Consider the following 24766-nt stretch of genomic DNA (forward strand, 5'->3'; position numbering starts at 1 on the left):
ATGTGAGACGATGTCCCCGTAAATGCGAGGACATCGTCGACCGTAGGTCATATCCAGCGTGTTATTTGGCGTGTTCGGCGAAGAAGGTTTGGGCGGCGACCAGGCCTTTGCCGAAGGTGAAATTGGGGGCGGGGAATTTGGTTTTGTGGATGACTTGTTCGAGGGCACCGATGATGGCGATGGTGTCCATGTAGTCGAAGAAGCCGATGTGGGCGATGCGGAAGAGCTGACCCTTCATCTCGCCCTGACCGTCGGTGACGATGGCGGCAAACTGCGATTTGAGGCCTTTGACGAGGGTGCCGGAGTCGGTGCCTTCGGGGGCTACGATGGCGGTGGCTGCGGCGGCTTCGTAGCCTGCGGGCGCGAAGAGTTTGAGGCCGAGTGCGGTGGCTGCGGCGCGGGTCATGGCGGCGCAGGTGATCGCGTTGTCGACTAACTTCTTGCGGCCTTCGGCTAGGTCGCCCTCGGGTTTTTCGGGGGTGGCGGCCTGGGCGGCGATGTAGTTCAACGCTGCGCCTAGTGCGGCGATGAGCGCGACGGGCGGCGTGTAGGCGGATTCGCCCTTGGCGGCGTTCTTGCGCTCCTTGCGGAGGTCGAAGTAGTAGCGCGGGTTGTAGGTGGCCTCCATGCGGTCCCAGGCGCGGGCGCTGACGGCGAGGTAGCTGAGGCCGGGGGGAATCATGACGGCTTTTTGCGAGCCGCCGATGAGGACGTCGATGCCCCAGCCGTCCATGTCGAGGTGCGAGGTGCCGAGGCCGGTGATGCCGTCGACGATGAGGAGAGCTTCGGAGTTCTCGGATTTGAGGAGCTTGGCGATGGCTTCGATGTCGTGGCGGACGCCGGTGGAGGACTCGGTGGCCTGGACGAAGACGGCGCGGGTTTCGAGGTGGAGGTTGGCTTTGACTTCGTCGAGGGAGAAGGTGCTGCCGTAGGGGGCGCTGACGACGTCGACGTGGCAGCCGAAGGCTTTGGTGATGCCGGTCCAGCGCTCGCCGAACTTGCCGGCTGTCAGAACCAGCACACGATCTCCCGGTGACGTCAGGTTGGAGACTGCGGCTTCCATGGCTCCGGAACCTGAGCTGGAGAGGATGATGACGTCGTTTTTGGTGCCGACGAACTCCTTGAGCTGGGAGAGGACGCGGGTATACATCGCGCGGAACTCGGGAGTGCGGTGGTGGATATCGGCCGCAGCCATGGCGAACTGGGCGGCGGGGAGGAGAGGGGTCGGACCAGGGGTGAAGAGGCGCGTTTTGCGGATCATGAGTTTATTGTAGCGGGGTCCTGCCGGACGGGCCTCCTGCGCGGAGTGCGGCCACTTCGTGGCGTGTGTACCTTGTTTCGGTGATGCGGGCGGCCTTGGCCTCGCGTTGCTCGGCTTACTTATAATGGGGATTTGATGGGAGATGCGATGACGATTGGCGAGAAGATTCAGGCGGATATTGTGGTGGCGATGAAGGCGAAGGATGAGCACAGGCTGACGACGCTGCGGATGGTGAAGTCTTCGCTGAAGAACAAAGAGATCGATAAGCGCGAGAATCTGACGGACGCGGAAGAGCAACAGATTCTGACGACGCTGATCAAGCAGCGGAAGGAGTCGGTGGAGTCGTTTACCAAGGGTGGACGAACGGAGCTGGCGGAGAAGGAGCAGGCAGAGATCGGGATGATCGAAGGCTATCTGCCGAAGGCTGCCGAAGAGGCGGAGATTCGGCAGATTGTGCATGGCGCGATTGAGTATCTGCAGAAGGATGCCGGGGGAGTGAGGCCAGGGCCGAAGGATATTGGGCCGATCATGAACGTGACCAAGCAGCGGATTATGGCGAGCGGGCTTTGGGCGGATGGGAAGCTGGTTAGCGAGATTGTGAAGGCAGAGTTGGCGAAGCAGGATTAGGTTTTCGATTGGACTGGTGAGTTGGTGCCCGAATCAATTTTCGTAAGGAGTTCCGCTCCGATGGTGGATGCTCCGGCAGAGCTTGGGGAATCTGAGGAAGCTTTGTCGCGCGTGATGCCGAGTGAATTCGGGAAGGCTCAGGGTGTGATCGGGTGGTCGAGCCTGCTGTTCGCGGTGCTGCAGAGCGTTTGCAGTTTCTTTGTTGCGTTGGATGGGCTGCGTCTTTTGATTGGGGTGGGTGCGCTGGCTAGTGTTGTCAGCGCGGGCCAGCAGTGGGATCGACTGCATGCGGACTGGATTCGGGTGCCGATGACTGCGCTGGCGGTGGTTGGAGCGCTGTTGAACCTGACGGTGTTGCTGCATGTGCGGCATCTGCGGAGACGGCCAGCGGCGCAGTGGCGGTTGAGGCCCTTGACGCCGAGAAAGTTGAGGGCGGAGCGGGTGCAGCTTGCGTTATCGGTGGTGACGCTGGTGCTGGTCGCGGTGGAAGAGACTTCGCATTGGCATACGTTTCATCATTTGTGATGAGTTGAGTTCGTTGGGCTAACGGCGGGACCAGTTGAACTCGGTGCCGGCGATGATGGTGCGGCCTTGCAGGGGGACTTGTGGGATCTCCTGATAGCCGGTATTGCTGAGGTTGAGCAGGCGCAGGTAGGGGCGCAGGTGGCCGGTGTTGCGGGAGAGGGCTACGTCCCAGAGTGGGTACGCGGTGTGCTGGGTTCGTTGGACGACGTTGACCTGGGTGTGGGCGTTGATCTGGTGGCCAATGCTGCCTGGGAGGGTTCCGTTCCAGGCGAAGATGGCGTTTTGCGCGGCGTAGTTGTAGGCGTACTCGGAGATGAGGTTGGGTGGTGGGGATGCTGCGTGGGCGGCGGTGTAGCTGAACTGCAGCTGCTGGGTGGTGGTGAGTCGGAGGCGGAGGGTGGTTTCGGCTCCGGTGATGTTGAGGTTCTGGATGTTGACGGCTTGGTAGGGTTCGGCGAAGGTGAGAGCCGGGGTGGCGAGTGCGAGTTTGGAGTAGTCGATGGTGTCTTTTTGTTGGAGACGGAAGCCTGTGGCGGTGAGGGTCAGGCGGCCGTTTGTGGGTGTCCAGTCGAGGCCGGCTTCGTAGCTCCAGGAGGACTCGGGTTTGAGGTTGGGGTTTCCGATGGTGGTGGGGTCGGAGTAGTAGAGGTCGACGTAGGTGGGCAGACGGAAGCCGTGGCCTGCGGACGCTCGGAGGCGGGTGGTGTGGGTGAGGGTGTAGGCGGCGGCGATGCTGGGGGAGAAGACGTTTCCGTTGCTGGAGAGGACTTCGTCGCGGGCTCCGAGGGAGAGGGAGAAGCGACCGAGGGCACGGAGGCTTAGGTTGGCGTAGCCCGCGCTCTGGTTGCGGGCGTGTTCGCCTAATGAGTTTGAGTGAATGGAGTCGCCGTCGGCTTCGAGGCCGTAAGAGAGGGTGGTGTTGGGGGTGAGGGTTTCGGCGCGGCGCAGGGCGGCTTCGTAGCTCGTGGTGATGTGGTTGTTTTCGTAGATTTGGGGCTGGTCGGCGAAGAGGACGAAGAGGTCGGAGTGGCGGCGGTAGCCGTAGCTGGCGGCGGTCTTCTGGCCCAGCTGTTGCTGGATGCTCGCGAACCAGCCTTTGGTGCGCTCCCATGAGTCGTAGGGGCCGTAGAAGAGGTTGGCTCCGTAGGGGCGGTCGCTGGCGGCGAGGAGGATGTCGGTGGTGCCGGGCTTGAGGTTGAGCCAGGTCTCGGAGGCCAGGGCGTTCGAAGAGTAGTTGCGGTCGGGGATGAAGCCGTCGGAGGTGTCGCGGCTTCCGGTGAGTTGGGTCGCGATGGGGCCCTGGGTGTAGGAGGCGCGGAGGTGCTGCTCGATGGAGGAGTAACTGCCGCTGCCCGCGCTGCCGATGATGGTGAGGCCGGAGGGTGGGGGCTGGGTGAGGAGATTGACGGCGCCGCCGATGGCGTCGGAGCCGTAGAAGGTGGAGCCGGAGCCGTGGAGGATGTCGATGCGGGTGACTGCGTCGAGAGGGACGGGGATGTCGAGGTTGAGGTGGCCGGTCTCGGGGTCGTTGATGCGGAGGCCGTTGAGGAGGATGAGGGACTGCTCGAAGGTGGTGCCGCGGAGGGAGAGGTCGGCCTGGACGCCGTTGGCGGCGCGGGCTTGAAGGTTGAGGGAGGGGTCCTGGCGGAGGAGGTCTACGACGGAGTCTGAGACGAGGGGTTGGTCGCGGGGGGAGATGAGATTGACGGCGCGGTCGCTCTCGGCGAGGGGTAGGGGTTCGAGAGTGGTGGTGACGGAGATGTTTTCGGTGATGGCGGCGGGTTTGTTTGTGGCTGGCGATGTAGGCTGCTGCGCGACGGACAGTCCGCAGGCGAGGAGTGGGAGACAAATGTGGGGATGGATTTTCATGCGATTGAGTTCTACTTCCATCATCCGCTGAAATGATATTGGGTTGGGAGTAGTTTTGTTTTGTTATAAATAGTTGAATTGTTTAACTAAATTGGTGTGAAGGAAGACAACAGCAGATTCCCTTCGGAAATGACAAGAAAAGAGCACGGCAGGCTCTACGCCAGCTGCTCCTTCGAGTTAGAGGTGAGATCGGGATGCGGATTGAAGCTTTTTTGCGGCAGAGCCCTGTGTTTCAGGCTAGCCGGATTGCGCGGAGGATGGATGCTTCGCTGAACCTCGTGCTCGAAGATGAGGAGGTGACTGCGTTTGAGGCGATGGTATTGGCGGCGATCTTCTTTGAGAAGCGAGGGCAGATCAAGCCTTCGGCGCTGGCGGAGGCGTTTGAGACGACGCGGAGTAATGTGAGTCACTGCATCTCGTCGCTTGAGGCGAAGGGTCTGGTGGAGCGGAGGATCGATCCGGAAGATGCTCGGGCGGTGCAGTTGCTGCTCAAGCCGCTGGGCAAGAGGCGAGCGGTGAGGGTGATGGGGATTCTGGATCGGATGCAGAAGCGATTCGAGGATGGTGTGGGGGCGCAGAAGTTGGAGACGATGTTGGCGCAGATGGCGGCGGTGGAGGAGCTTTGTGCTCGGATCGCTGCTGCCGGACGCTAAGCTTATTTCTAAGTCGATAATAAGAGGGACCGGCGTTGATCGAGTGGCCGGGGAATGCAGGAGAGAGACGAATGATTGCCGAGACAGTTTGGACTAAGGAGATGGAATTTGAGGGGCGCTCCGAGAGTGGCCATAGCGTCGTTTTCGATGCCGGCGCCGGGCACGTCAACGGTCCCTCACCAATGGAGGCAGTGCTGATGGCGCTTTGCAGTTGCACGTCGGTTGATGTTGTTTCGATTCTCAAAAAAAAGCGTGAGCCTCTGACCAGCCTTACTGTGTCTGCAACCGCTGAACAGTCCGCTGCGCCGCCCCGGGTGTTTACAAAGATTTTGCTGACTTACCGGATTGGCGGTGCTGTCTCAAAGAAGGCTGCGGAAGACGCGGTTGACCTCTCGAAAAATAAGTACTGCTCGGTTTCGAAGATGCTGGAGAAGGCTGCGAAGATCGACTTCAGGATTGAGTACGCGAACGACTCCGGTGTCGATGACTTGAGCAAATAGTTATTCGCGGATGATCTTTACGAAGACGCCGTCGGGGAGGGTGGCGCCGCCGAGGATGTGGACTACGCCGTCTTTGGTGAAGCCTCGGAGCATGGCGTCGGCTTTGGCGTAGGGGTTGGGTGGGGCTTCGGATTTGGTGGGGTAGGGATTGGCTTTGATGATGGGTGGGGCGGCGGGCTGGCCGGAGCTTGAGCCAGTGGCGGGGCCTCGGCGCATTCCGCGGTCCATCGCTTCGTTGGCTAGGCGGTCGGCGTCCTTGTTTTTGTGGCGGAGGGCGTGGGTGATCTCGAAGGCTTCGAGCTTGGCGATGCGGTTTTTGGCCTCCTGCCAGAGGGGTTTGAGGTCCGGTGAGTTGACCTTGTACTTGCCCTGGATCTGCTTGACCATCAGCTCGGAGTCGGAGACGACGCGGAGGCGGGGGTGGTGGTGATCGAGCGCGTACTGGAGGCAGCCGAGGAGGCCGGAGTACTCGGCGTAGTTGTTGGTGCGCATGCCGAGGAACTCGGAGAGTTCGGCGAGGACGGTGCCTTCGTTGTCCTGGATGAGGGCTCCGTAGCCGGCGGGGCCGGGGTTGCCGCGGGCTCCACCGTCGCAGTGGGCGTTGATCCAGTCGGTCTTTTTTGTTGCGGGCGGATTGGAGGTGGGGGTTTCGGGGAAGAGGCTGGGGGCTGCGGTCGGGCGGGGAGGCATTGGGTGAGTTTACCGGACAGCTCCCCCTTTTGTGGTATCTGGTGGTGCTCACCTTTCGGAAGTTTGTGGGTCTATCCGGTGTACTCGATTTCCTGACTCCGGAGTCAGAACGATGAATGTAGAAGTCGCTGGATTGAATCCTGGCGGAGAGTTGTCTTCTCCGCTCGCTGTGGGGCTCCGAAAACGGCACGCTAGTCCGTTTGCTGCGGGACTGATAGGCCCAACAGGGGTAGAATCGTTGCCAGCGATGGCAAAGGCAGCGGCTCAACCCGGAACCCGGAACAGCGGCAAGCTGACGCAGGCGCAGCTGGACGCGCGGGCACAACAACGGACCGAAGATGATGAACTGATTCGCGAGGCGCAGAAGGGCCAGCGGACTGCATTCGATGCTCTGGTGCGGCGATATGACCAGTCTGTGCTTCGGCTGGCGCTGCATATGCTTGGGAATGAGCAGGATGCGCAGGATGTTCACCAGGAGGCCTTCATCAAGGCTTATCGACACCTGGGGAACTTCCGGTTCGAATGCAGCTTTTATACGTGGCTTTATCGGATTGTGACGAACCTTTGCCTGGACCAGTTGAGGCGGCGCAAGAGCCGCAGGGAAGATCCGGCGACGGTGTTGGATGCCAGTGGCGATGAGATGGATCTGATGGCCAACATCACGGACGACCGGGCGATGGCGAACCCGGGCCGGGAGCTGGACCGGAAGGTGATGAGTGAACGGATCAGCGATGCTTTGAGCAAGCTGACTCCGAGGGAAAGAACGGTGTTCGAGCTGAAGCACTACCAGGGGCTGAAGCTGCGGACGATTGGTGAGATGTTGAGCACGACGGAGGAGACGGCCAAGAATACGTTGTTCCGGGCCACGCGAAAGCTGCGGGCTAATCTGGCGGAGCTTCGATAAGGTTTGCGGTCGGGGAAGTAGAAGTTCGTACGGAATGATTGGACAAGGGTGCACGTAGAGCCCAGCGGAAGTGCAGAATTTGAGGCTGGTTGAGGTAGGACAATGAAGTGTGAGAGCGCAAAAGATTGTATCGTTTTGTTGAACTATGGCGAGTTGCCGGATGAACTCGCTGGGGGGCTGGAACAGCATCTGACCGAATGCGAAGGTTGCCGCGCGGAGCTCGAGGCGATCCGGTTGTTCGAAGAGCGGCTGGCATTGCTGCCGGTGCTGGAGCCTACTCCGAATCTTCTGGCGCAATCGCGGATGCGGCTGGATGATGCGCTGGATATGATTCCGCCACATGGGTTTCTTACTCAACTGAGAGTTAATTTTTATCGATGGTGCGGACATGTGCAGAGCGCGCCGGCGCTGGCGACGTTGCTGCTGGGCGTGGGCTTTCTGGGAGGGAACTTCACTTTGCGCTATCAGGTAGCGCATGCTCCGAAGCCGCAAAGTGTGGTGACCACGGAAGAGCGGGGTGTGGTTGGGAATGTGACCGGGATTGTGCAGATGCCGAACTCGGAGCTGGTGCAGGTGAAGTACAACCGGGTTGTTCCGGAGACGATGGAAGGCTCGCTGGATAGTCCGGAGATTCGGAAGTTGCTGATGGTCGGGACCAATGCTGCTGCGACCAACGTAGTGCGGCAGGATATCGTCTCCTCGCTGGCGAATGAATGCAAGGCCGGCCATGAGTGCCAGCCGACACCTGACGGTAAGGGCATTCGTCATACGCTGTTGGTTTCGCTGCGATATGACCAGGATGCGGGAGTGCGTATGACGGCGCTCGAAGGCTTGCAGCAATATGTAGGGCAGGACCAGCATGTGCGGGACGCAGTGTTGGAAGCCGTGATGCATGATCCTGATGCCGGGATTCGGAGGACTGCGATCGGGCTACTGGAGCCGGTGCGGTCGGACTCGAGTGTACGGCAGGTGCTGCGGACGGTTTCGACGCAGGACGCTAATCCTTACATTCGGACCGCCTCCTATAACGCGTTGCAGAACTTCGCAGATATTCAATAGAGGTCATCCACTGGGAAATAGAGTTCTCTCGAATACGAAGGTGCGAGAGCTAAGCGGATAAATTTATGCAGATGAAATACCGCAGGTCGTTTGGAGTTGTGGCGCTGGTGGCGGGCACGGCTGTTCTTGGTGGAGGACAGAGCGCGTTCGCGGGACAAAGCATTGAGGTTTGGTTTGGGCCGCAGTTGGTAGTAGGAGCGATGGGGGAAGGCTCACACAAATATCTGCCGCAGGGGTACCTTGGGGTGGAGGCGCGCGATGTGAGCGAGGACCAACTTGGTGCACTGAAACTGAAAGAGGCGCGGGGAGCGGAGATTGTGAGTCTCGATCACGATGGACCTGCGTGCAAAGCTGGGATGCGCATGCACGATGTGATTCTGCAAATGAACGGCCAGGCGGTTGATGGCCAGGAGCAGTTCAAGCGGTTGCTTCGCGATCAGCCGGTGGGACGGACGGTGAGTTTTGTCGTGAGTCGCGACGGGCAGACGCAGACGATGACCATGCAGATGGCAGACCGGCAGACGGTGGGACAGCAGGCGTGGGAGAAACACTATTCGGTCCCGGCTCCTGGCGATACGATTTCGGGATCGGTGCGTGGAAATACTTTTATGGGGGCCTCGACATCGTCCGGAACTACAGCGATTCCGAAGGGCCATCGAGAGGTGCTGGCGGTGAACATGATTCTGAGTTCGTCGTACACGGGTGCGCAGCTTGAGGTGATGGGACCGCAGCTGGCCGGTTTTTTTGGTGCGGAGGGTGGAGCGGGGTTGCTGGTGCGGAGCGTCGACAGCAACAGCCCGGCGGAGGAGGCCGGCCTGAAGGCGGGAGATGTGGTGGTGAGGGTGAACTCTATCCCGGTTTCAAGTGGAACCGACTGGACCAAGACGGTGCATGACAACAAGGGGCGGCCTGTGCCGGTGGTGGTGATCCGCGACAAGCATGAGGAGACGCTCACGCTGACGCCGGATGGAAAGAAGCGTTCAAGCGTGAGTCCGGGGTTTGGGTTGGAAGAGTTCTTTGGTGAAACAGGCCAGTACACGCGCGAGTTGCTGGCGAAGCTGTAGCGTGGTGGGGACGGCGTTTCCTTAGTGCGCCCCGGTTCCTTCGATCAGTCCGGCTAGCTCGATTGGCAGTACGAGCGCCTCCTCGGTATTTCCCGTCATGAAGGGCTTGAGTTCGTAGTGGCCGTGGGATACCCCGACCTCGAAGATGAGGTGATCGGGATAGAGGAGTTCTTTTACGGTTGCTCCTTTGTGCGTGGCGGAGCCGGTGTATTGATCGTGCTGGATCTCAACGAAGATGGGCGGGCGGTCTCTGCGAATCGTTTCGCGCATCCCTGCGAGCGCCTTGGCTTCGTAGCCTTCGACGTCCATCTTGAGAAGCGATATGGGAGGCAGGTTGTTGGCTGCGAAGAAGTCATCGCCCCGGACAACCGGCACGGAGATGACGTCGGTGGAGGCGTTGTCGGGGAGATTGTTGCCGAGTGTTCCAGTACCTTGGTTGGCGCCGGTGGGAGGGTGGAAGGTGCCGCTTTCGTTCTGGTCGCCGAGAGCAACGGGAAAGATAGTTACGTTGTCGACCCTGGCATGGTTGAGCTTGCGTTCCATCTCGGCGCGCACTACGGAGAAGGGCTCGAACGAAAAGACACGGTCGGCATGACTGGACATGAACAGGGAGTGGTGGCCGATGTTGGCGCCCACGTCGAAGAAGTTTACTGGCTTGCCGGTGGCGCGGAGCGCGTCGGCGATGGCGGCGAGGAGACGAACTTCGTGCAGCTGAAAGGCTCCGTAGTAGAAGACGGACCAGTCGATGAAGTTGGCCATGTTGCCGGAGTAGGATTTACCAAAGAAATCAGTGTCGAACTGATGCGATTTTTGATGGTCGGGGTGCGAAAACGTCCGGAGGATTCTGTCGCGACCGCGAAGCCAATGTTGACGTCCCACAAATCGCAGGAGTTGCTGCTTCATTGGTTGCATGAGGGAGATGATACCGCAGGCGTTTTTATTTGTAACTACAACAAGGAGGGTAGGTTGGCTTTGCGAACAGCTTGTGACGAGCTTGCCACTGAAAGCAAATGACACGCAAGTTGGATGAGGTTTGAGGTTCTAGTTGTTGGCAAGAGAAGACGTTTGGCTGCATTTCGATATACTTGAAAGTGATATGTCTTCTGCTTCTACAACTGCCGCTGTGAATGGCAGACGTCCGATGGGTGCCAAGCGCCGCTTGAAGGCAGTGACGCGCAAGCTGCGCGAGCTGAGTTCAATCGGTTCTGCGATGATGTCGACCGGGCACCCGTATATGGCGCACATTGTGCCGATGCGGCGGTGCAACCTGGCTTGTACGTACTGCAACGAGTATGACGATCACTCGCCCCCGGTTCCGCTGGACGAGATGCTGCGCCGCATCGACCATCTGGGGCGGCTGGGGACTTCGGTGATCACGATCTCGGGTGGTGAGCCGTTGCTGCATCCGGAGCTGGATCAGATTATTGCGCGGATCAGGAAGACGGGCGCGATTGCCGGAATGATCACGAATGGCTATCTGCTGATGCCGGATCGGATCGAGCGGCTAAACAAGGCCGGGCTCGATCATATGCAGATTTCGATCGATAACGTGATGCCGGATGAAGTTTCGAAGAAGAGTCTGAAGGTGTTGGATAAGAAGCTGCAGATGCTGGCTGAACACGCTGACTTTCATGTGAATATCAATTCGGTGGTCGGTGGCGGTATCGCGAATCCGAACGATGCACTGACGGTGAGCGAGCGCGCGCTGGCGCTTGGGTTCAGCTCGACCATCGGGATTATTCACGATGGCAGCGGGCAGTTGAAGCCGCTGGGCGATGCGGAGCGCAGTGTTTGGGACAAGGTGCGGAACCTGACGCGGCGAAGCTATTCGCGGTTCAATCACTTTCAGGAGGCGATTGCCAACGGGAAGACGAACGATTGGCGATGCCGTGCGGGCGGTAGGTATTTGTATATCTGCGAGAACGGGCTGGTGCACTATTGCAGCCAGCAGCGTGGGTATCCTGCGGTGCCGCTGGCTCAGTACCAGACGGCTGATGTGAAGCGGGAGTTTTTGACGGAGAAGAGCTGCGCTCCGAGCTGCACGATCAGTTGCGTGCACCAAGTGAGCTACATCGATCACTGGCGCGCTCCGCAGACTTCGTCGGTGACACCGGGAGCTTCGGGCAATAGCGAGCTGGTGCAGATTAGTTGATCGTGTGGGTGGAGTTGTTGGTGAGGTTGTAACTGACAACATCTGGCGATTGCCTCAGTTCGTAAATTGGCGGATGCTGTTGGGATGATGGATTCGGGGCGGCTTGGGCTAGGTCGATTTTTTCTTGGGTTTGCTTTGGTGGTTGGAGTGGGCTTGCCTGCTGGTGGGCAGACGGGCACACAGGGTGTGACGCAGCGGCCGACGAGCACACCTTACTCGGGCGACCTTTCCATCTTTGAGTATCCGGACAGGGATAAGAAGCTGCAGATCGATCGCGTGATGGATCTCCTGGGGATTGTGCAGGGGAAGAACGTCGCGGATATCGGTGCGGGCTCGGGCTGGTTTACGGTGCGTGCGGCGCGCAGGGTGGGACCGACGGGCGCGGTGCTCGCAGAGGATATCAATCCGCTGGCGATTGAATACATCGGGAAGAGAGCTGTGAAGGAGAATCTGTCGAATGTGCGGACGGTCCTGGGGAGTGCTGATGATCCGCGGCTGCCAACGGGGAGCGTGGACGCGGTGCTGATGCTGAAGGTGTATCACGAGATTGCGCATCCGGTGCCGACGATGAAGGTGCTGCAGAAGGCGCTACGGCAGGGGGCGAAGGTGGGGATCATCGACCGCAATGGCAACGGAGCGGATCATGGATTGAACCAGGATGTCGTAGTGACAGAGATGGGTGAGGCTGGGTACAAGCTGGTGGGGACCTTCGATTTTACGAAGGCGGACAAGGAAGATTATTTCCTGATCTTTCAGGTCCGGTAGAGCGGGCGGCTTCGGTAAAACGGAGAAGGCAGCGCTCGTGAATTATTTTGTCGGGTCGATGAGTCTAAGGCCGCTTGGATCGTCGCGCTTGTTGAGGGGTGTGTCCTCGGCGGTGACGAACACCTCGAGCGTCGGGTTGACCCAGGCTTCAAAGAGATGACCGCCTGCGGTGGTTCCGTCTCGTCTACTGAGCACGACGTGGGTGTGAATGATCGGTTTGGACTGGAAGGTGGCAATGTCGCCGATCATGGAGACGACCTCGACCTGCTCGTTGACCGGCAGGGGATGGTAGAGTTTGCGGTCGAGATCGAACCATGCGGTGAGGGCGCTCGAGACCGCGCCGATGCCAGTGAAATGTGCGTCGCCGACGTGATATTGCTTGGCGAAGTCGGTAAGGCCGCTGAGGACTTCGTCGCCTTTGCCGAAGATCACAGCGAAGGTACGTTCGCCCTTTTGCTGGCTTACCAGCTTCACCTGCATGTGGGGCGCGAGGCCAGTTGGCACCGGCCGAGTGGGCTGAATGAACTCTGGAGAGCTCTGTTGGGCGTTAGTTGCAGTGACAATCGCTGTGAGCAGCAGGCCCGAGAGAAGACGCTGAGCTCTGGTCATCGATCTATCGCTTGGCTGTGGTGGTCTTTGGTTTGGCCGCTGCCGCGGGGGCGGGATTTTCCGCGATTGCGGTGTCGAGCATGGCGTAGAGCTGGGTGACGTCGCTGACCTCGGTATATCCCTTCTGGGTAACGATGAAGATGGTCGGTGTCTTGGTGAGGCCGACGCGCTCGCCCAGGGTTTGGTCGGCGTGAACCTCGGCGGCGAAGAGGCCGTTGGGGTCAATGACGAATGGCATTACCTTACCGTGAGATTGGAAATATTTTTGCGTGAAGGCGTTGAGATCTTCCTTCGAGGCGATGGACATCTGGTTGGCGAAGACAGCGCGACGATAGTCCTCAGCGAACTGGGGGGAGATCTTGTCCTGCATATAGCGGGCCGTGACGGCGGCGTCGAAGCTCCAGATGTGCATGCGGAGGGGGAAGTCGTGGCGGACGAGGGGAATTTTGTATTTGTCGACAGCCGCGTGCACGATGGGGAAGGCGTGGGCGCAGGCGGGGCATTCGAGGTCTTCAAACTCGTAGATGGCGACGGGGGAGCCCTTAGGGGCGCGGAGCATGGACGTGTCTTTGAAGCCCTGAGCAAAGGTCGGAATGCTGGCCGGAAGGGCGAGGAACAGGGCTGCTGCGAGAAGGATGCGGTTCATTGGTATAAGACGCATAAGATTATCTTTTGTATTTTAGCTGACGGCGGGGGTTGGACGGTTTTCCTCGAATTTCTGCATCGGGAGGGGAGTGTGGCACTCTAATAGAAGAGCATGAAATCCCTTACTAGAAGATTGAGAGAAGCGAAGGCGTGGCCTCTGGCGCTGATCTTGTGCGGTCCACTAGCTGGCGCGCAGACTCAGAGTGCGGATCTGCCTTCGGCTCCTACGCCCAACGCCGTGAAGTTTCCGGGTGGGGTGTTGGTCGAGCAGGGGACGCCGGGGGCGCTGCCGCTGAGCCTTGATGATGCGATCGCCCGCGGAGAGAAGCGCAACCTGCAGATGCTGCTGGCGGTACAGAATGAGCGAAGTGTGCGGGGCCAGGTGCTGACCGCCGAGAATAGTTTGCTGCCGAGCTTGACGGCCAAGGGGAACATCGAGGCGCAGGAGATTAACCTTGCGGCCCAGGGATTCAAGGCTTCCGCTCTGGAGGAGTTCGGGATTTTGCCGGGGTCCTTCAGTACGATTGTCAAGGTGAATACAGCTTCGGCACAGATGAGCCTGAATCAGCAGCTCTTCAATGTGCCGGCCTATTATCTCTACCGGTCGGCTCAGCAGGCTTCGAAGGCGGCGAATCTTACGACGCTGAACCAAGAGGATAGCGTGGTCCTTTCGGTGGGCACGCAGTATCTGCTGGCGCTGGCGGATGCTTCGCAGATTGCGAATGCGCAGGCTTTGGAGAAGGCTGACGAAGTGGCGTATGAGCAGGCGAAAGCTTCGCACGAAGCGGGCGTTGGGACCAATCTGGATGAGCTGCGTGCCCGGGTTCAGCTGCAGACGCAGCAACAGGCGCTTATCAATGACGAAAACGCGTTTGCGAAGGACAAGATTGCACTGAATCGGTTGATAGCGTTGCCGGCCGATCAAGACATTACGCTCACGGATACTGCGCCTTATGGGGAGTTTGCGCAGTTGCCGCTGGAGGATGCAAAGAAGCTGGCGTATGAGCGGCGGAAGGATCTGCTGAGTCTTCAGGCGCAGCTCGAGGTTGCGGTGAAGGCGCGAAAGGCGGTGCGGGCTGAGCGGCTGCCGGTGCTTTCTTTCGACGGGTACTATGGCGTGCTCGGTGAGATCGGGTCGCTTTATCACGGTGTGTTTACGGCGACAGGTAAGGTGAGCGTGCCGGTGTTCCAGGAAGGGCAGCTTCGCGGCGAGAGTGAGGTGGCGGATGCGCAGATGATCGGGCTAAGGCATCAGATCGAGTCGTTGCGCGTGACGATTGAGCAGCAGATACGGTCAGCGATGCTGGACGTTCAGTCGTCGAACGATCTGGTGAAGGTGGCCAAGAGCAACGTAGATCTCGCGACGCAGGAGTTGCAGGATGCGACCGATCGTTTCTCGGCTGGCGTAGATGACAACCTGCCGGTTGTGGAGGCTCAGGCGACGTTGGCGCAGGCGCAGAGCACGCTGGTGAATACGCTTTATCAGTACAACCAGTCGAAGCTGCGGCTGGCGCGGAATACCGGCGTGGTGGAGTCGCAGTATAAGGTTTATCTGGGCCGATAATAGTGGGCGGGTAGGACTGCACCGATCGGCCGGTGTTAGGATTCTCCGCATGAAAAACGTGGCGCATTTGCCGCCGACGCGATGGGCAGCGTGCGCTGCGCTGGGTAGTCTGCTCATGGTGAGTCCTGCGCTCTTTGCGCTTTTAAAACATTCGCATTTTCTAGCTTATGAGGGTAGTTCAGGCGAAGCTTGGCCTTCGAGGCTGCTTCGCTTGGGGCCTGCGCTGGTTGGGTTCTGCATGGCGGTGATGGCGGTGATGAGGCTGCGTGACGGCGTCAAGAGAAAGGTCTGGACGGAGCCGGAGCTAGAGACTTTACGTCGACGGACACGAAACCCAGTATGGGTTGGGGTATCGGTTGCGTTGTTCCTGCTAGGTATTGGCATTGTCGTAACGGATCATGGATCCGGACATGCTGCGTTGTTCTGTTTCTTGATTGCGCCATTGCAAATGCTGATGAACCTTGTGAACGCGACCAAGCCGGTTGCGAACACTCCAGAACACATCGATTGGAGTGGCTCAAAGGCGATCCGATCGGACAATTGGGGTGAACCGCCTTCGGGAACTTCGAACTGATTGTTGCGGAGTGGGAAAGACCGGTGGGGAAGTCTGCGTTGGTGAGACACGTTCGCGGCGAAGTGTGAAAACATAGGCTATGGCGGATGGTTCGGAACGAGGGGGGCTGGCGGTCAAGAAGGATTATCGCTCAGCGTTTAAGTCGCGGGACTTTCGGCTTTATCAGACAGCGCGTTTGATGGTCATTCTGGGGGCGGAGGCGCAGTCGGTCGCGGTGGCGTGGCAGGTGTACGCGCTGACGCACTCGGCATTGGATCTTGGGTATACGGGGCTGGCGCTCTTTCTGCCAGGGTTGTTTGTGATGCTTGCTGCGGGGCATGCTGCGGACCGGTATGACCGGCGGAAGATCATCCTGCTCTGTTATGGGTTACAGGCTTGTTGTACGGGTGTGCTGTTGTGGCTGTCTTTAAGTGCGACGGCGTTGCAGCATGGGCGGGTGTGGCCGATCTATGCGGTACTGGTGGGGATTGGATTGGGCAGGGCGTTCAGCGGGCCGGCGGCGAGCGCTATGCTTCCGAGCCTGGTGCCGAAGGAAGATTTTGTGAACGCGGTGACGTGGGGCGCGACGGTCTTCCAGATTGCGAATATGTCGGGGCCTGCGGTGGGGGGACTCTTATTTACCTTGCCGCTGGCCGGTGTCGCGGCGGTGTGTAATGGCGCTCCGCTGGTCTATAGCTTCACGCTGCTGATGCTGCTGGGATTCATCGTGTTGGTCAGCATGATTCGGGCGAAGATGGTGACGACCGAAAAGAAGGCCTTCAGCATGAAGACGGTGTTGGCTGGGCTTGAATACGTTTGGCGCGCGAAGCTGCTGCTGGGGTCGATCTCGCTGGATCTGTTTGCTGTACTGTTGGGTGGTGCAACGGCGCTGTTGCCGATCTTTGCTACCGATATTCTTCATGCTGGACCGCGGGGGCTTGGACTGTTGCGTGCGATGCCTTCGGTTGGGGCGCTGGCAGTTTCTCTGTTGATGGTGGTGCGGCCGATTAAGCGTAAGGCCGGATTGACAATGCTGGTGTGCGTCGGAATCTTCGGCGCTGCGACGGTGGTGTTCGGGTTGTCGAAGAGTATCTACCTGAGTGCGGCTGCGCTGGTGATTGTCGGCGCGAGCGACATGGTGAGTGTGGTGGTTCGGTCGAGCGTGCTGCAGTTGGCGACGCCGCCCGAGATGCGTGGGCGGGTGAGTGCGGTGAACTGGTTGTTCATCGGAGCGTCGAACGAGTTTGGCGAGTTTGAAAGCGGCGTGACGGCGCAGTGGTGGGGCGCGGTGCGAGCGGTGGTGATTGGTGGAATCGGGTCGATGCTGGTGACGGCTTCTGCGGCTGGGCTGTTTCCTGAACTGCGCAATGCGGACGCCCTGTCGGCGGAGGCATTGATGCGGAAGGATTTGGAGTTGAGTGTCGCGGAGCCGGTAGATTAGAGTGCTGTGATTGGGTTCTTGAGGAGAGTCGATGCAGAATGGGGCTAAGGCGGCGATCGGGGCAACTGTTGTGTTGTTGCTGGCGGTGGGGATTCGGGTGGGTTTGATCTACCGGGAGCGGAATGCCCCGGACAACTCGGTGAAGGCACCGGCGCGCGAGGTGATTCCTGAGGACGATCTTGTTTTTCTGAAGAAGAAGCGGCCTGATTCGCTGAAGGACATCAAGGATCTGGCGGGAACGACGGTCTGGGTATCGGCTGGCGGCCAGGTTGAATATTATCCTTTCGTTGGGCACTCGGCGCAGTATGGGAAGGCTGCTGGAACTCTGTTGGGTGCCGAGCCGCTGGTGGTGAAAGACGCGATCGAACAGGTGGCTCCGAAGGCGGCGACATTTCGGATTCCAGGTGGCGACAAGCAAGTGCTGATGGTGTTTACGCGGCCCGATGTTGCGGGCGATACGAAGGAGTACGCGGTGCCGGCGGGATATCGGCAGGGGGGCGAGTATACGTTTTATACGGATGAGATTTTTTTCTATGACGATCCGCATGACCTGTACAAGCATTGGGGGCCGGAGATCTGGAAGGCTGTAGATGCGCACCAAGTCATTCTCGGAATGAACGAGCGGCAGGTGGAGCTTGCGCTGGGGCAGGTGAGCAAGAGTACGAGCAACACCTATGGAGATCGCATGGTGGTGTTTGCGAATCTTGGCAAGCCGATGGCTGTGACTTTTGTGAAGAACAAGGTGACGGCGTTTCGGGCGGACCAGGGGTATTGATGTTGCTTAGGCGGAAGACTTAGCCAATTCTGCATACCAGCCGAATTAGCGACTGTTCCGGCTGGTGAAGCTATTGTATTGAGAAGGCAGTTTCGACATTGAGTTCGAATGTGACTGGTTTTCCATCTTCCATTGCGGGCGTGAAGACATATCGAGCCACGGCGGCCATCACATCTTCATCCATACCGAGGCCAAGCGGTCGACGAACACTGAGACGACTTATCTTGCCATCACTTCCTACCCATAAGTTAATGAGGACGGTGCCACTGTACTTTTTATCTTTTGCCACACTGTTGTAGTTGGGCTCGACGGAACTCACAAGCTTTGGTGGGGTGATCGCACTGGTGATCTTTTTAGGTTTTGAGCTTGGGGACGGTGAGTCGGAGTTTGCTAATGGGGCGCTGGAAGGTGGCAGAAAGTTCTTTTCCGCATAGCTTTTCCAGTAAAAGGGCATGGATGGAACCAGTTTATCGAGACCATCGACAAATACAGCATCAATGGCAGATCCATAGTCACCACTCGGGCTTGCGGCGATCTCGATATGCACGGAAGAGTCAAGCGGAACGCGCTTTTGCTTGTCGTTTGCTAGTTCGAGGCCGACGCGGGGGCCCTCAAGGATGAGTTTGTCTGCTTTTAATTTTGCCGACTTCAGGTCGAAGCCGCAGACAGTAAAAGTGACGGTGCTGGGATTTCCGATCAGTTTGCCTTCGGAATCGAACTGCAATTTGTCTTCTCGCCAGAGTCCACGTAAATAGAAGGGCTTGTTTTTCAGCTTGGCTTTAATGTCGGCTTCGGTTGACTGCGCATGAAGAGCAGGAATCAGGGAACAGACGAACATGTACGCAAATATGTAATGGGAGCGAGAAAAGCGCAGGATCGCGAGCATGAGTTTGAATCTAGACGAAAACTAAGTTTGCCGAAACCGTAAAATTGATATGCGTAGTACTGAGGCTTCAGCCGGTGTTGCGGAGGCCGGCGCTGATTCCGTTGATGGTGGCGGAGATGGCGCGGTCGAGTTCCGGCGAGTCGAGGTCTCCCTTTGCCTGAGCAGCGCGTTTGCGGCGCATCAGCTCGACCTGGATGAGGGACATTGGATCGACGTAAGGATTGCGCAGGCGGATTGAGCGCTCGAGGACGGGGTTGGTCTGCAGGAGCGATTTTTGTTTAGTGATCTCTAGGATCATGCGGTGCGTGAGATTAAATTCGTCTTCGAGGGTGGTGAAGACTCGGTCGCGGAGTGCTTCGTCTTCGACCAACGATGCGTAGAGGCGAGCGATTCCGAAGTCGGCCTTGGCGAGGGCCATCTCGACGTTGCGAATGATGTCGAGAAAGAGGGGGAAGTCGCGGGCCATGGTTCGGAGCTGCGCCAAGCCGGACTCTGGGCCTTCGGGATTGGATTGGATGAAGTGATGGAGCGCGTGACCGACGCCGAAGTAGGCTGGGACGAGCTGGCGCGACTGCATCCAGCCGAAGACCCAGGGGATGGCGCGAAGATCAGCCATGGATTTTTTGCCGCTGCGTTTGGCAGGGCGTGAGCCTAGGCGCGCGTGTTCCAACTCGGCCACGGGCGTTGCTTGTTCGAAGTAGGTGAAGGTGTCGGGGTTGTCGACGATGTGTTGGCGGTAGAACTCGTAGGAAGTGGCGGAGAGCTGGTCGAGCGCGGCCTCCCATGCGGGAAGGATCTCGCCGGTGAGGTGAGGGATCTTCGCGTCGTGTTGCAGTGCTGCATCGGGGCGGGCGAGGGCGTCGAGGCTTGCGGCGATCATCAACTCGAGGTTGCGCTCGGCGAGGACCACGTCGGAGTACTTCCAGTTAAGGACTTCGCCTTGCTCGGTGATGCGAAGTTCGCCGGTGAAGCTGTCGACGGGTTGAGCGAAGATGGCGCGGTGCGTGGGACCGCCGCCACGTCCGACTGTGCCGCCGCGGCCATGAAAGAGACGCAGTGTTACATTGCATTCGCGGGCTACTTCGTGGAGTGCGCGGTGGGCCTTCCAGATCTCCCATGTGCTAGTGATCATGCCGCCATCTTTGTTCGAGTCGGAGTAGCCAAGCATGACCTCCTGGTGGCGGTTCCAGCTTGCGAGCAGGGGCTTATAGATGTCGCTAGTCCAGAGCTTGCGCATGATGGCGGGGGCGTTTTGAAGATCCTCGATGGACTCGAAGAGCGGGACAGGTTGAAGGCCGGGATCGTCGATTCTCCCGTCTGCGTCTGGTCGCGTGGCTTCCACGCTGACTCCGCCGAGGCGCGCTAACCATATGACCTGGAGGACGTCCTCCGCGCTGGTTGCGCCGCTGATGACGTACTGCCGGATGGACTCGGGGGAGTAGGTTTGTTTGAGCTCGGCGATGGTGCGGAAGGTGTCAAGGACTTCGGCGGTTTGTTCGCTCAAGGCGGAGGGAAGATTGAGCGAATCGGGAGAGCTTGAGGGGCACCAGGCGGAGACCTCGGCGACGGCAGCGGCGTGGACGCGGGCGTGCTGGCGAATGTCGAGGGTCTGCAGATGCAGGCCGTAGGTGCGGACTTCGATCAGGAGGGGATCGATGAGCATCTCGGCGAGGCGTGGGCCGCTATTTTTGATCAGCGAGTCGCGGAGGGTGGTGAGATCGGAGAGCATCTCGGCGGCGCGGGTGTAGGGCTTGAGCGCGGGGTTGGCTGGAACGGGAACGGCAGACTGTGGGGTGGCTCCGAGGCGCATCATTGTGCAGGCTATGAGCAGTCGTATGGACTCGTGTGGGAAGCGCTCTCCGAGAGCATTCTGGCCGGCGGTGCGGAGTTGGCTGAGGTAGCGGTCGAGCAAAGCGGTCAGCTCGGCGGAGACGGGGACCTGTTGGATAGAACTTGCGAGTTGCTCGAAGATATTTTGCAGGCGGCGGCGGTAGTGTGTGAACAGTAGAGAGCGGGCCATCGCGAGTGCGTCGCGAGTGGCTTGCGGAGTGACGAAGGGATTGCCGTCGCGGTCGCCGCCGATCCAGGAACCGAAGGTGATGAGCTGAGGGAGATCGGCGATGCAGGGAGTCGTGGAGGGTCGTGAATCCTCAGATTTATTTGTAACTGGATTAGAGCTTTTGTTGGGATACTCAGCGCCGAGCGCGGTGGCGATCTCGGAGTAGAGGACGGGGAGGGTGTCGAAGAGGCTTGACTCGTAGTAGTCGAGGGCCATGCGGATCTCGTCGAGCACGGTGGGGCGGGCGCTGCGAACGTCGTCGGTCTGCCAGAGCGCGGTGATCTCGGCCAGCAGGTCGTGCTCGAGGGACTCGAGGTCGTGCTCGGGTACTGGGATGCGGTCGAGTTGCTCGAGCAGATCGGAGATGCGGCGGCGCTTGAACATGACGCTGCGGCGGGCGACCTCGGTTGGGTGCGCGGTGAAGACGGGGGAGACGCAGATGCGGTCCAACAAGGCGTGAACCTGCTCGGCGGTGAAATTGGCTTCGCGGAGACGGCGGAGTGTTCCTCGCAGGTCGCCGCGTTGAATGGAACCTGAGCTGGAGTTCTGATTCAGTTGGAGGGAGAGGCGGCGACGCTTGCGATGGTTGGTTTCGGCGAGATTGATGAGTTCGAAGTAGAAGCCAAAGGCCCGTGTGAGCTGGTAGGCCGCGGGCAGATCGAGGGTGTGGACGCGGGCGAGAGCCTGTTGGAGGTGGGCGGTGGCGGTTTCCTGATCGGCAGCTCCGATCTGTGGCGCTTCGGCTTCGCGGCGGGCGATGGCGATGCGGCGAAGAGCTTCGACGGCTTCGTAGATCGGCTCGCCGGCCTGTTCACGCAAGACTTCGCCGAGTAGCATGCCGAGCGAGCGAACGTCGCGGCGCAAGGGAGCTTCTTTGAGCTCGCCGGTGGGGGCCTGTAGTTCGGCGAGTCGCTGGGGCCAGTCGGTTGGAGACCAAAGGGACGGCATCCTTTGATTATGCCTTGTCGGAGGGCGACGGGTAGCGTGGTTATCTTCGCCTTGGAAAGTGCCCGACCAGACGATTGCTATTTCGTTACAAGCAAACTAACGCTTGCGCCACGAAAATTTGAGCGCGGACCAGTTGTTGTCGATGGAGCAGACTTTGTAGTCGACCAAGCCGGCGGCGAGGGATTGATCGCGAACGTGGTTCTGGTTGAAGTCGACGGGATGTCTTGCGGTTCGCTTGGGATGAACGATCCAGACGGAGACTTGTCCAGGTAGACGAAGTGTCAGCAGGTCGAGGGTGGCGGCGAGGTCCGCAAGTGAGCGGATGAAACAGAGCGCGAGGTTGGTGGTCGGCTGGATGCGTGAGGTAAAGACGGTGTTCTCGGGGAGATCTCCGAGGAGTTCTGCAAATGCGTCAGGAGCGGCGATGAGAGCTATCTCCATATTTGCTTTGATTCCGAGCTTTTTCGGCAGGGGCGTTGATAAAAAGTTGCGCGGTGGTACAGAGGCGGGAGCGGAAGGCGGATACTTGAGGAGACGGTCGAGGGCGCGTGGAGCTTCGGCCCATGTGGCATAGCTAGCGTTCGGATTTTCGCTGCGAAGGCGTTCCGTCTTTCGGACTGGCCGCCAGTGAAAAGAATCGGTATGTGGTGTGCGGACTTGCTGGAGCGGAGGATCTCAGCGATTTCCCGCGATTTCGACGGTAGTTTGTCCAGATCGAGGACGAGCACGGAGGGGTTGAGATGGGCCAGCTCGCCGATGAGCCCCGATGTTCTGATCAGAGGAGAAGCGTCTATCTTCACGCCGCGATTTTTTAGCGCAGCGGCTTTTGTGGCAATGTCTTCGTGCCAGGAGAGAAGCTTGACGGTTCTCATTGGCTTTCCTCCGTTTTCAAAGAGAGGCGGCGCGGCAGAGGGGTTCTTTGCGGATCTCGTTGAGCAGCGGAGTGGTGAGAAAGTCGGCAGAGTTGTTGCCGAGCGAGAGACGGAGCGTGGGGAGAGCAAGCAGATAGCGGAGATAGTAGGCGATCTCTTCAAGATTCGAAGAGCCGGAGCCGGGCGGGTTGTAACGATACTGGCCCGGTGTCTGGACGGGAATCTCCCATTGGCGGCGGACGGGTTTTACATGGGTGTAGCCGAGGAAGTCCATCGTCATCATGACTTTTTCAGTGGGCGGAGGGAATAGGTCGCTGTCTGAGGTACGTGTCCAGGGGGGATAGAAGGTCAGATCGGTGGCGCGTCCAAAGTTTGCGAAGAGCTCGAAATAAGACTTTCCGTTTGGGCGCAGAGTGCATTGGGCGATCAGTGTGGGTGAGAGTGACGGCGCGGGAGAGTCTCCAGTAGTGGGGAGACGAAGAGTCCCTGGCAGGGCCAGGCGAATGTACTGGATGCGCGAAGTGGGTTCCTGTCCGGCGATTCGATCGATTCCGTCGGCGAGAGTCGTCTTTACGAGTTGCGGATGGTCTGGTTGCTCCGCGGCTTGTTCTTCGCCAAATGCCGACGCGATTCCAAGGAAAGCGAGCGTCAGCGTGAGCAGGACAGAGCGGCGGAAGGTGGCAGGCATGGCGATAGGGTAGTCGACGACGTTGAAGTGCGACAGATTTTTTTCGGCTTGGTGATGCCGCCAAGAGGAGGGTATTTCACATCAATTGCGCGATCTTTTCCAACTCCTCCTGCAGGCAGGGTAGCGAGCAGCTGATGGATTCCATGCGGAAGGCTGCTTTGCGTGCGTCCTGTGTCGAGACGCCGTAGCCGCGCGTGGCCAGAAAACTGCTGATAAGATCGGCTGCCTGCCAGGAGTCGAGGCCCGACTTCATCAGATCCTCTCGCAGACCCGAGAGATCGGCCTCGGCAAACTTCTCGACATGGGCACCCTTTGCCTTTGTCATCTACACTTCTCCTGCTCGGCGTGTGTCCGCCCTCGGCCTGCCCTTGATATTAGACGTCCTGGGTCAACCGAGGTCGCGTTGGAACTCATCCATTGGCCCGATAGATTGCGTCGCCCGAGAACTTTACGAAGAGATGGCCCGGAAAGTTTCCTTGAAGGAGCTCAATCAGAGTACGCGGTCCGCAAGCAGCACGGGAATTCCATCGAGAACAGGATAACGTCGTCCGCAGCCCTGGCAAGAGATGATATTGCCGACGCTTTCGAGCGGCTGATGGCAGACCGGACAGACGACCCATCGAAGATCCGTGGCCGGTAGGGATTCAGCGCTCATATCCTTATCTTACCGGCAGAAGATGCGGAGAGCGCGATACCATGGAACAGATATGAGTGAGATGAAAAGAACTCCCAGAATCTTAGATGGCATTGCGATTGCGGGGCAGATTAAGGCCGAGGTTGCAGTCGAAGTTCAAGCGCTTGTGGCTCGCGGAATCACTCCCGGTCTGGCGGTGATTCTGGTCGGAGAGGTGCCCGCGTCGCAGATTTACGTTCGCAGCAAGGTGAAGACCTGCGGCGAGTTGAGAATCTTCAGCGAGATGCTTACGCCGCCGGAGACCATTACGACCGAGGAGATGTTGGAGTTGATAGCGACGCTGAACGCTCGCGAAGACATCGACGGGATTTTAATTCAGCTTCCTCTTCCAAAGCACGTAAACACCAAGCGGCTGCTCGAGGCCGTATCGCCGGACAAGGATGTGGATGGATTTCATCCCATGAATGTGGGTCGACTGCAGAGTGGTCAGCCAGCGTTGGCTCCTTGTACGCCGGCGGGGATTATGGAGATTCTGCGAAGGAGCGACTTGCCCGTTGCCGGTCAGAATGCGGTCATCGTGGGGCGCTCGGATATTGTCGGCAAGCCCGCGGCGATGATGTTGCTCAACGCCTCCGCCACAGTGACGGTGTGCCACAGCAAGACCGTCGATCTTGGCAGCGTGACTCGTAAAGCCGATCTTCTGGTGGCGGCGATGGGCAGGCCGGGATTCGTGACCGCGGAGATGATCAAGCCTGGCGCAACGCTGATCGATGTCGGGATCAACCGCATCACCGACGCCGAAGAGGTCGATGAGTTTTTCCCCGGCGACGAGGATCGGGCGGCGACCTTCGCCAAGCGCGGATCGGTCGTCGTCGGCGATATTCATCCGGCTGCATTCGCTTTGGCGGGAGCGTATACGCCAGTGCCGGGTGGCGTCGGCGCGTTGACGATTGCGATGCTGATGCAGAACACGGTAACGGCGGCGAAGCTGCGGCGCGGGATTTCGCTGGGGAACAAGTAGCC

General features: G+C 59.2%; 26 protein-coding genes. 13 read left to right on the forward strand and 13 right to left on the reverse strand.

Annotation, left to right across the window (positions count from 1 at the left end):
• Nucleotides 1-61 precede the first annotated feature (61 nt).
• Entirely contained in the window at nucleotides 62-1261 is a 1200-nt protein-coding gene (locus tag RBB77_RS04905) for a pyridoxal-phosphate-dependent aminotransferase family protein (protein WP_353065146.1), read from the reverse strand.
• 135 nt (nucleotides 1262-1396) lie between these two features.
• Here RBB77_RS04905 and RBB77_RS04910 point away from each other — a divergent pair, with 135 nt between their 5' ends.
• Both RBB77_RS04910 and RBB77_RS04915 read left to right on the forward strand, forming a co-directional pair.
• Nucleotides 1397-1888, forward strand: coding sequence for a GatB/YqeY domain-containing protein (locus RBB77_RS04910; RefSeq protein ID WP_434557100.1), 492 nt, complete (start codon nucleotides 1397-1399; stop codon nucleotides 1886-1888).
• 114 nt (nucleotides 1889-2002) lie between these two features.
• Nucleotides 2003-2413, forward strand: coding sequence for a hypothetical protein (locus RBB77_RS04915; protein ID WP_353065148.1), 411 nt, complete (start codon nucleotides 2003-2005; stop codon nucleotides 2411-2413).
• 18 nt (nucleotides 2414-2431) lie between these two features.
• Here RBB77_RS04915 and RBB77_RS04920 read toward each other — a convergent pair whose 3' ends face one another.
• Complete coding sequence (locus RBB77_RS04920; RefSeq protein ID WP_353065150.1) at nucleotides 2432-4282, reverse strand: TonB-dependent receptor plug domain-containing protein; 1851 nt, start codon at nucleotides 4280-4282, stop codon at nucleotides 2432-2434.
• A gap of 194 nt (nucleotides 4283-4476) precedes the next feature.
• Here RBB77_RS04920 and RBB77_RS04925 point away from each other — a divergent pair, with 194 nt between their 5' ends.
• Complete coding sequence (locus tag RBB77_RS04925) at nucleotides 4477-4935, forward strand: MarR family winged helix-turn-helix transcriptional regulator (protein ID WP_353065152.1); 459 nt, start codon at nucleotides 4477-4479, stop codon at nucleotides 4933-4935.
• A 71-nt stretch (nucleotides 4936-5006) separates the two neighbouring features.
• Nucleotides 5007-5435 carry an OsmC family protein gene (locus RBB77_RS04930; protein ID WP_353065154.1) on the forward strand — a complete coding sequence of 143 codons (429 nt, stop codon included), beginning with the start codon at nucleotides 5007-5009 and terminating at the stop codon, nucleotides 5433-5435.
• Here the strand turns inward: RBB77_RS04930 and RBB77_RS04935 are convergent, their stop codons facing one another.
• Complete coding sequence (locus RBB77_RS04935; protein ID WP_353065156.1) at nucleotides 5436-6125, reverse strand: ribonuclease HI family protein; 690 nt, start codon at nucleotides 6123-6125, stop codon at nucleotides 5436-5438.
• Between the two features lie 112 nt (nucleotides 6126-6237).
• On the opposite strand from RBB77_RS04935, the gene RBB77_RS04940 reads away from it, so the two are divergent.
• From RBB77_RS04940 to RBB77_RS04950, 3 genes are all read left to right on the forward strand, one after another.
• Complete coding sequence (locus RBB77_RS04940) at nucleotides 6238-7029, forward strand: RNA polymerase sigma factor (RefSeq protein WP_353065158.1); 792 nt, start codon at nucleotides 6238-6240, stop codon at nucleotides 7027-7029.
• Between the two features lie 102 nt (nucleotides 7030-7131).
• Complete coding sequence (locus RBB77_RS04945; RefSeq protein ID WP_353065160.1) at nucleotides 7132-8088, forward strand: HEAT repeat domain-containing protein; 957 nt, start codon at nucleotides 7132-7134, stop codon at nucleotides 8086-8088.
• 65 nt (nucleotides 8089-8153) lie between these two features.
• The gene (locus RBB77_RS04950; protein WP_353065162.1) at nucleotides 8154-9152 is read left to right on the forward strand and encodes a PDZ domain-containing protein; all 999 of its coding nucleotides are present in this window, start codon (nucleotides 8154-8156) and stop codon (nucleotides 9150-9152) included.
• Nucleotides 9153-9173: 21 nt separating this feature from the next.
• Here RBB77_RS04950 and RBB77_RS04955 read toward each other — a convergent pair whose 3' ends face one another.
• Nucleotides 9174-10055 (reverse strand): FkbM family methyltransferase, encoded by an 882-nt coding sequence (locus RBB77_RS04955; RefSeq protein ID WP_353065164.1) that lies wholly within the window; start codon nucleotides 10053-10055, stop codon nucleotides 9174-9176.
• Nucleotides 10056-10248: 193 nt separating this feature from the next.
• Between RBB77_RS04955 and RBB77_RS04960 the strand changes: the two genes are divergently transcribed.
• Nucleotides 10249-11304 carry a radical SAM protein gene (locus RBB77_RS04960; protein WP_353065166.1) on the forward strand — a complete coding sequence of 352 codons (1056 nt, stop codon included), beginning with the start codon at nucleotides 10249-10251 and terminating at the stop codon, nucleotides 11302-11304.
• Nucleotides 11305-11388: 84 nt separating this feature from the next.
• The gene (locus RBB77_RS04965; protein ID WP_353065168.1) at nucleotides 11389-12069 is read left to right on the forward strand and encodes a class I SAM-dependent methyltransferase; all 681 of its coding nucleotides are present in this window, start codon (nucleotides 11389-11391) and stop codon (nucleotides 12067-12069) included.
• Between the two features lie 42 nt (nucleotides 12070-12111).
• Here RBB77_RS04965 and RBB77_RS04970 read toward each other — a convergent pair whose 3' ends face one another.
• Both RBB77_RS04970 and RBB77_RS04975 read right to left on the reverse strand, forming a co-directional pair.
• Nucleotides 12112-12678: a PPC domain-containing DNA-binding protein gene (locus RBB77_RS04970; RefSeq protein ID WP_353065170.1), complete on the reverse strand. Its 567-nt coding sequence runs from the start codon at nucleotides 12676-12678 to the stop codon at nucleotides 12112-12114.
• A 4-nt stretch (nucleotides 12679-12682) separates the two neighbouring features.
• Complete coding sequence (locus RBB77_RS04975; protein WP_353065172.1) at nucleotides 12683-13339, reverse strand: DsbA family protein; 657 nt, start codon at nucleotides 13337-13339, stop codon at nucleotides 12683-12685.
• A 96-nt stretch (nucleotides 13340-13435) separates the two neighbouring features.
• Here RBB77_RS04975 and RBB77_RS04980 point away from each other — a divergent pair, with 96 nt between their 5' ends.
• Nucleotides 13436-14887 (forward strand): TolC family protein, encoded by a 1452-nt coding sequence (locus RBB77_RS04980; RefSeq protein WP_353065173.1) that lies wholly within the window; start codon nucleotides 13436-13438, stop codon nucleotides 14885-14887.
• A gap of 165 nt (nucleotides 14888-15052) precedes the next feature.
• On the opposite strand, the gene RBB77_RS04985 is transcribed toward RBB77_RS04980, so the two are convergent.
• Nucleotides 15053-15271 carry a hypothetical protein gene (locus tag RBB77_RS04985; protein WP_353065175.1) on the reverse strand — a complete coding sequence of 73 codons (219 nt, stop codon included), beginning with the start codon at nucleotides 15269-15271 and terminating at the stop codon, nucleotides 15053-15055.
• 269 nt (nucleotides 15272-15540) lie between these two features.
• On the opposite strand from RBB77_RS04985, the gene RBB77_RS04990 reads away from it, so the two are divergent.
• On the forward strand, nucleotides 15541-16881 hold the full coding sequence (locus tag RBB77_RS04990; protein ID WP_353065177.1) for an MFS transporter: 1341 nt from the start codon (nucleotides 15541-15543) through the stop codon (nucleotides 16879-16881).
• Nucleotides 16882-16912: 31 nt separating this feature from the next.
• Nucleotides 16913-17656, forward strand: a complete 744-nt coding sequence (locus RBB77_RS04995) for a hypothetical protein (protein ID WP_353065179.1) — start codon at nucleotides 16913-16915, stop codon at nucleotides 17654-17656.
• 70 nt (nucleotides 17657-17726) lie between these two features.
• On the opposite strand, the gene RBB77_RS05000 is transcribed toward RBB77_RS04995, so the two are convergent.
• The 6 genes from RBB77_RS05000 to RBB77_RS05025 all read right to left on the reverse strand — a co-directional run bounded on the left by RBB77_RS05000 (nucleotide 17727) and on the right by RBB77_RS05025 (nucleotide 23764).
• Nucleotides 17727-18542 (reverse strand): energy transducer TonB, encoded by an 816-nt coding sequence (locus RBB77_RS05000; RefSeq protein WP_353065181.1) that lies wholly within the window; start codon nucleotides 18540-18542, stop codon nucleotides 17727-17729.
• 67 nt (nucleotides 18543-18609) lie between these two features.
• Nucleotides 18610-21549 (reverse strand): phosphoenolpyruvate carboxylase, encoded by a 2940-nt coding sequence (gene ppc / locus RBB77_RS05005; RefSeq protein ID WP_353065183.1) that lies wholly within the window; start codon nucleotides 21547-21549, stop codon nucleotides 18610-18612.
• Between the two features lie 96 nt (nucleotides 21550-21645).
• Nucleotides 21646-21990, reverse strand: coding sequence for a hypothetical protein (locus tag RBB77_RS05010; RefSeq protein ID WP_353065185.1), 345 nt, complete (start codon nucleotides 21988-21990; stop codon nucleotides 21646-21648).
• 447 nt (nucleotides 21991-22437) lie between these two features.
• Complete coding sequence (locus RBB77_RS05015; protein WP_353065187.1) at nucleotides 22438-23109, reverse strand: hypothetical protein; 672 nt, start codon at nucleotides 23107-23109, stop codon at nucleotides 22438-22440.
• A 76-nt stretch (nucleotides 23110-23185) separates the two neighbouring features.
• A complete protein-coding gene (locus tag RBB77_RS05020) occupies nucleotides 23186-23434 on the reverse strand; it encodes a hypothetical protein (protein WP_353065189.1) in 249 nt (82 codons plus the stop codon).
• A gap of 165 nt (nucleotides 23435-23599) precedes the next feature.
• Nucleotides 23600-23764, reverse strand: a complete 165-nt coding sequence (locus RBB77_RS05025; RefSeq protein ID WP_353065191.1) for a Trm112 family protein — start codon at nucleotides 23762-23764, stop codon at nucleotides 23600-23602.
• A gap of 52 nt (nucleotides 23765-23816) precedes the next feature.
• Between RBB77_RS05025 and RBB77_RS05030 the strand changes: the two genes are divergently transcribed.
• Nucleotides 23817-24764 (forward strand): bifunctional 5,10-methylenetetrahydrofolate dehydrogenase/5,10-methenyltetrahydrofolate cyclohydrolase, encoded by a 948-nt coding sequence (locus RBB77_RS05030; protein ID WP_353065193.1) that lies wholly within the window; start codon nucleotides 23817-23819, stop codon nucleotides 24762-24764.
• The last annotated feature ends 2 nt before the right edge of the window (nucleotides 24765-24766 follow it).

Origin of the sequence: Tunturibacter psychrotolerans (assembly GCF_040359615.1) — a bacterium.
GTDB lineage: Bacteria > Acidobacteriota > Terriglobia > Terriglobales > Acidobacteriaceae > Edaphobacter > Edaphobacter psychrotolerans.

What these genes read in the sequence shown, in the direction of transcription:
- RBB77_RS04905 (WP_353065146.1), bottom strand. Translation starts at nt 1,261, where the DNA reads ATGATCCGCAAAACGCGCCTCTTCACCCCTGGTCCGACCCCTCTCCTC.
- RBB77_RS04910 (WP_434557100.1), top strand. Translation starts at nt 1,397, where the DNA reads ATGGGAGATGCGATGACGATTGGCGAGAAGATTCAGGCGGATATTGTG.
- RBB77_RS04915 (WP_353065148.1), top strand. Translation starts at nt 2,003, where the DNA reads ATGCCGAGTGAATTCGGGAAGGCTCAGGGTGTGATCGGGTGGTCGAGC.
- RBB77_RS04920 (WP_353065150.1), bottom strand. Translation starts at nt 4,282, where the DNA reads ATGAAAATCCATCCCCACATTTGTCTCCCACTCCTCGCCTGCGGACTG.
- RBB77_RS04925 (WP_353065152.1), top strand. Translation starts at nt 4,477, where the DNA reads ATGCGGATTGAAGCTTTTTTGCGGCAGAGCCCTGTGTTTCAGGCTAGC.
- RBB77_RS04930 (WP_353065154.1), top strand. Translation starts at nt 5,007, where the DNA reads ATGATTGCCGAGACAGTTTGGACTAAGGAGATGGAATTTGAGGGGCGC.
- RBB77_RS04935 (WP_353065156.1), bottom strand. Translation starts at nt 6,125, where the DNA reads ATGCCTCCCCGCCCGACCGCAGCCCCCAGCCTCTTCCCCGAAACCCCC.
- RBB77_RS04940 (WP_353065158.1), top strand. Translation starts at nt 6,238, where the DNA reads ATGAATGTAGAAGTCGCTGGATTGAATCCTGGCGGAGAGTTGTCTTCT.
- RBB77_RS04945 (WP_353065160.1), top strand. Translation starts at nt 7,132, where the DNA reads ATGAAGTGTGAGAGCGCAAAAGATTGTATCGTTTTGTTGAACTATGGC.
- RBB77_RS04950 (WP_353065162.1), top strand. Translation starts at nt 8,154, where the DNA reads ATGCAGATGAAATACCGCAGGTCGTTTGGAGTTGTGGCGCTGGTGGCG.
- RBB77_RS04955 (WP_353065164.1), bottom strand. Translation starts at nt 10,055, where the DNA reads ATGAAGCAGCAACTCCTGCGATTTGTGGGACGTCAACATTGGCTTCGC.
- RBB77_RS04960 (WP_353065166.1), top strand. Translation starts at nt 10,249, where the DNA reads ATGTCTTCTGCTTCTACAACTGCCGCTGTGAATGGCAGACGTCCGATG.
- RBB77_RS04965 (WP_353065168.1), top strand. Translation starts at nt 11,389, where the DNA reads ATGATGGATTCGGGGCGGCTTGGGCTAGGTCGATTTTTTCTTGGGTTT.
- RBB77_RS04970 (WP_353065170.1), bottom strand. Translation starts at nt 12,678, where the DNA reads ATGACCAGAGCTCAGCGTCTTCTCTCGGGCCTGCTGCTCACAGCGATT.
- RBB77_RS04975 (WP_353065172.1), bottom strand. Translation starts at nt 13,339, where the DNA reads ATGCGTCTTATACCAATGAACCGCATCCTTCTCGCAGCAGCCCTGTTC.
- RBB77_RS04980 (WP_353065173.1), top strand. Translation starts at nt 13,436, where the DNA reads ATGAAATCCCTTACTAGAAGATTGAGAGAAGCGAAGGCGTGGCCTCTG.
- RBB77_RS04985 (WP_353065175.1), bottom strand. Translation starts at nt 15,271, where the DNA reads ATGCCAATACCTAGCAGGAACAACGCAACCGATACCCCAACCCATACT.
- RBB77_RS04990 (WP_353065177.1), top strand. Translation starts at nt 15,541, where the DNA reads ATGGCGGATGGTTCGGAACGAGGGGGGCTGGCGGTCAAGAAGGATTAT.
- RBB77_RS04995 (WP_353065179.1), top strand. Translation starts at nt 16,913, where the DNA reads ATGCAGAATGGGGCTAAGGCGGCGATCGGGGCAACTGTTGTGTTGTTG.
- RBB77_RS05000 (WP_353065181.1), bottom strand. Translation starts at nt 18,542, where the DNA reads ATGCTCGCGATCCTGCGCTTTTCTCGCTCCCATTACATATTTGCGTAC.
- ppc (WP_353065183.1), bottom strand. Translation starts at nt 21,549, where the DNA reads ATGCCGTCCCTTTGGTCTCCAACCGACTGGCCCCAGCGACTCGCCGAA.
- RBB77_RS05010 (WP_353065185.1), bottom strand. Translation starts at nt 21,990, where the DNA reads ATGGAGATAGCTCTCATCGCCGCTCCTGACGCATTTGCAGAACTCCTC.
- RBB77_RS05015 (WP_353065187.1), bottom strand. Translation starts at nt 23,109, where the DNA reads ATGCCTGCCACCTTCCGCCGCTCTGTCCTGCTCACGCTGACGCTCGCT.
- RBB77_RS05020 (WP_353065189.1), bottom strand. Translation starts at nt 23,434, where the DNA reads ATGACAAAGGCAAAGGGTGCCCATGTCGAGAAGTTTGCCGAGGCCGAT.
- RBB77_RS05025 (WP_353065191.1), bottom strand. Translation starts at nt 23,764, where the DNA reads ATGAGCGCTGAATCCCTACCGGCCACGGATCTTCGATGGGTCGTCTGT.
- RBB77_RS05030 (WP_353065193.1), top strand. Translation starts at nt 23,817, where the DNA reads ATGAGTGAGATGAAAAGAACTCCCAGAATCTTAGATGGCATTGCGATT.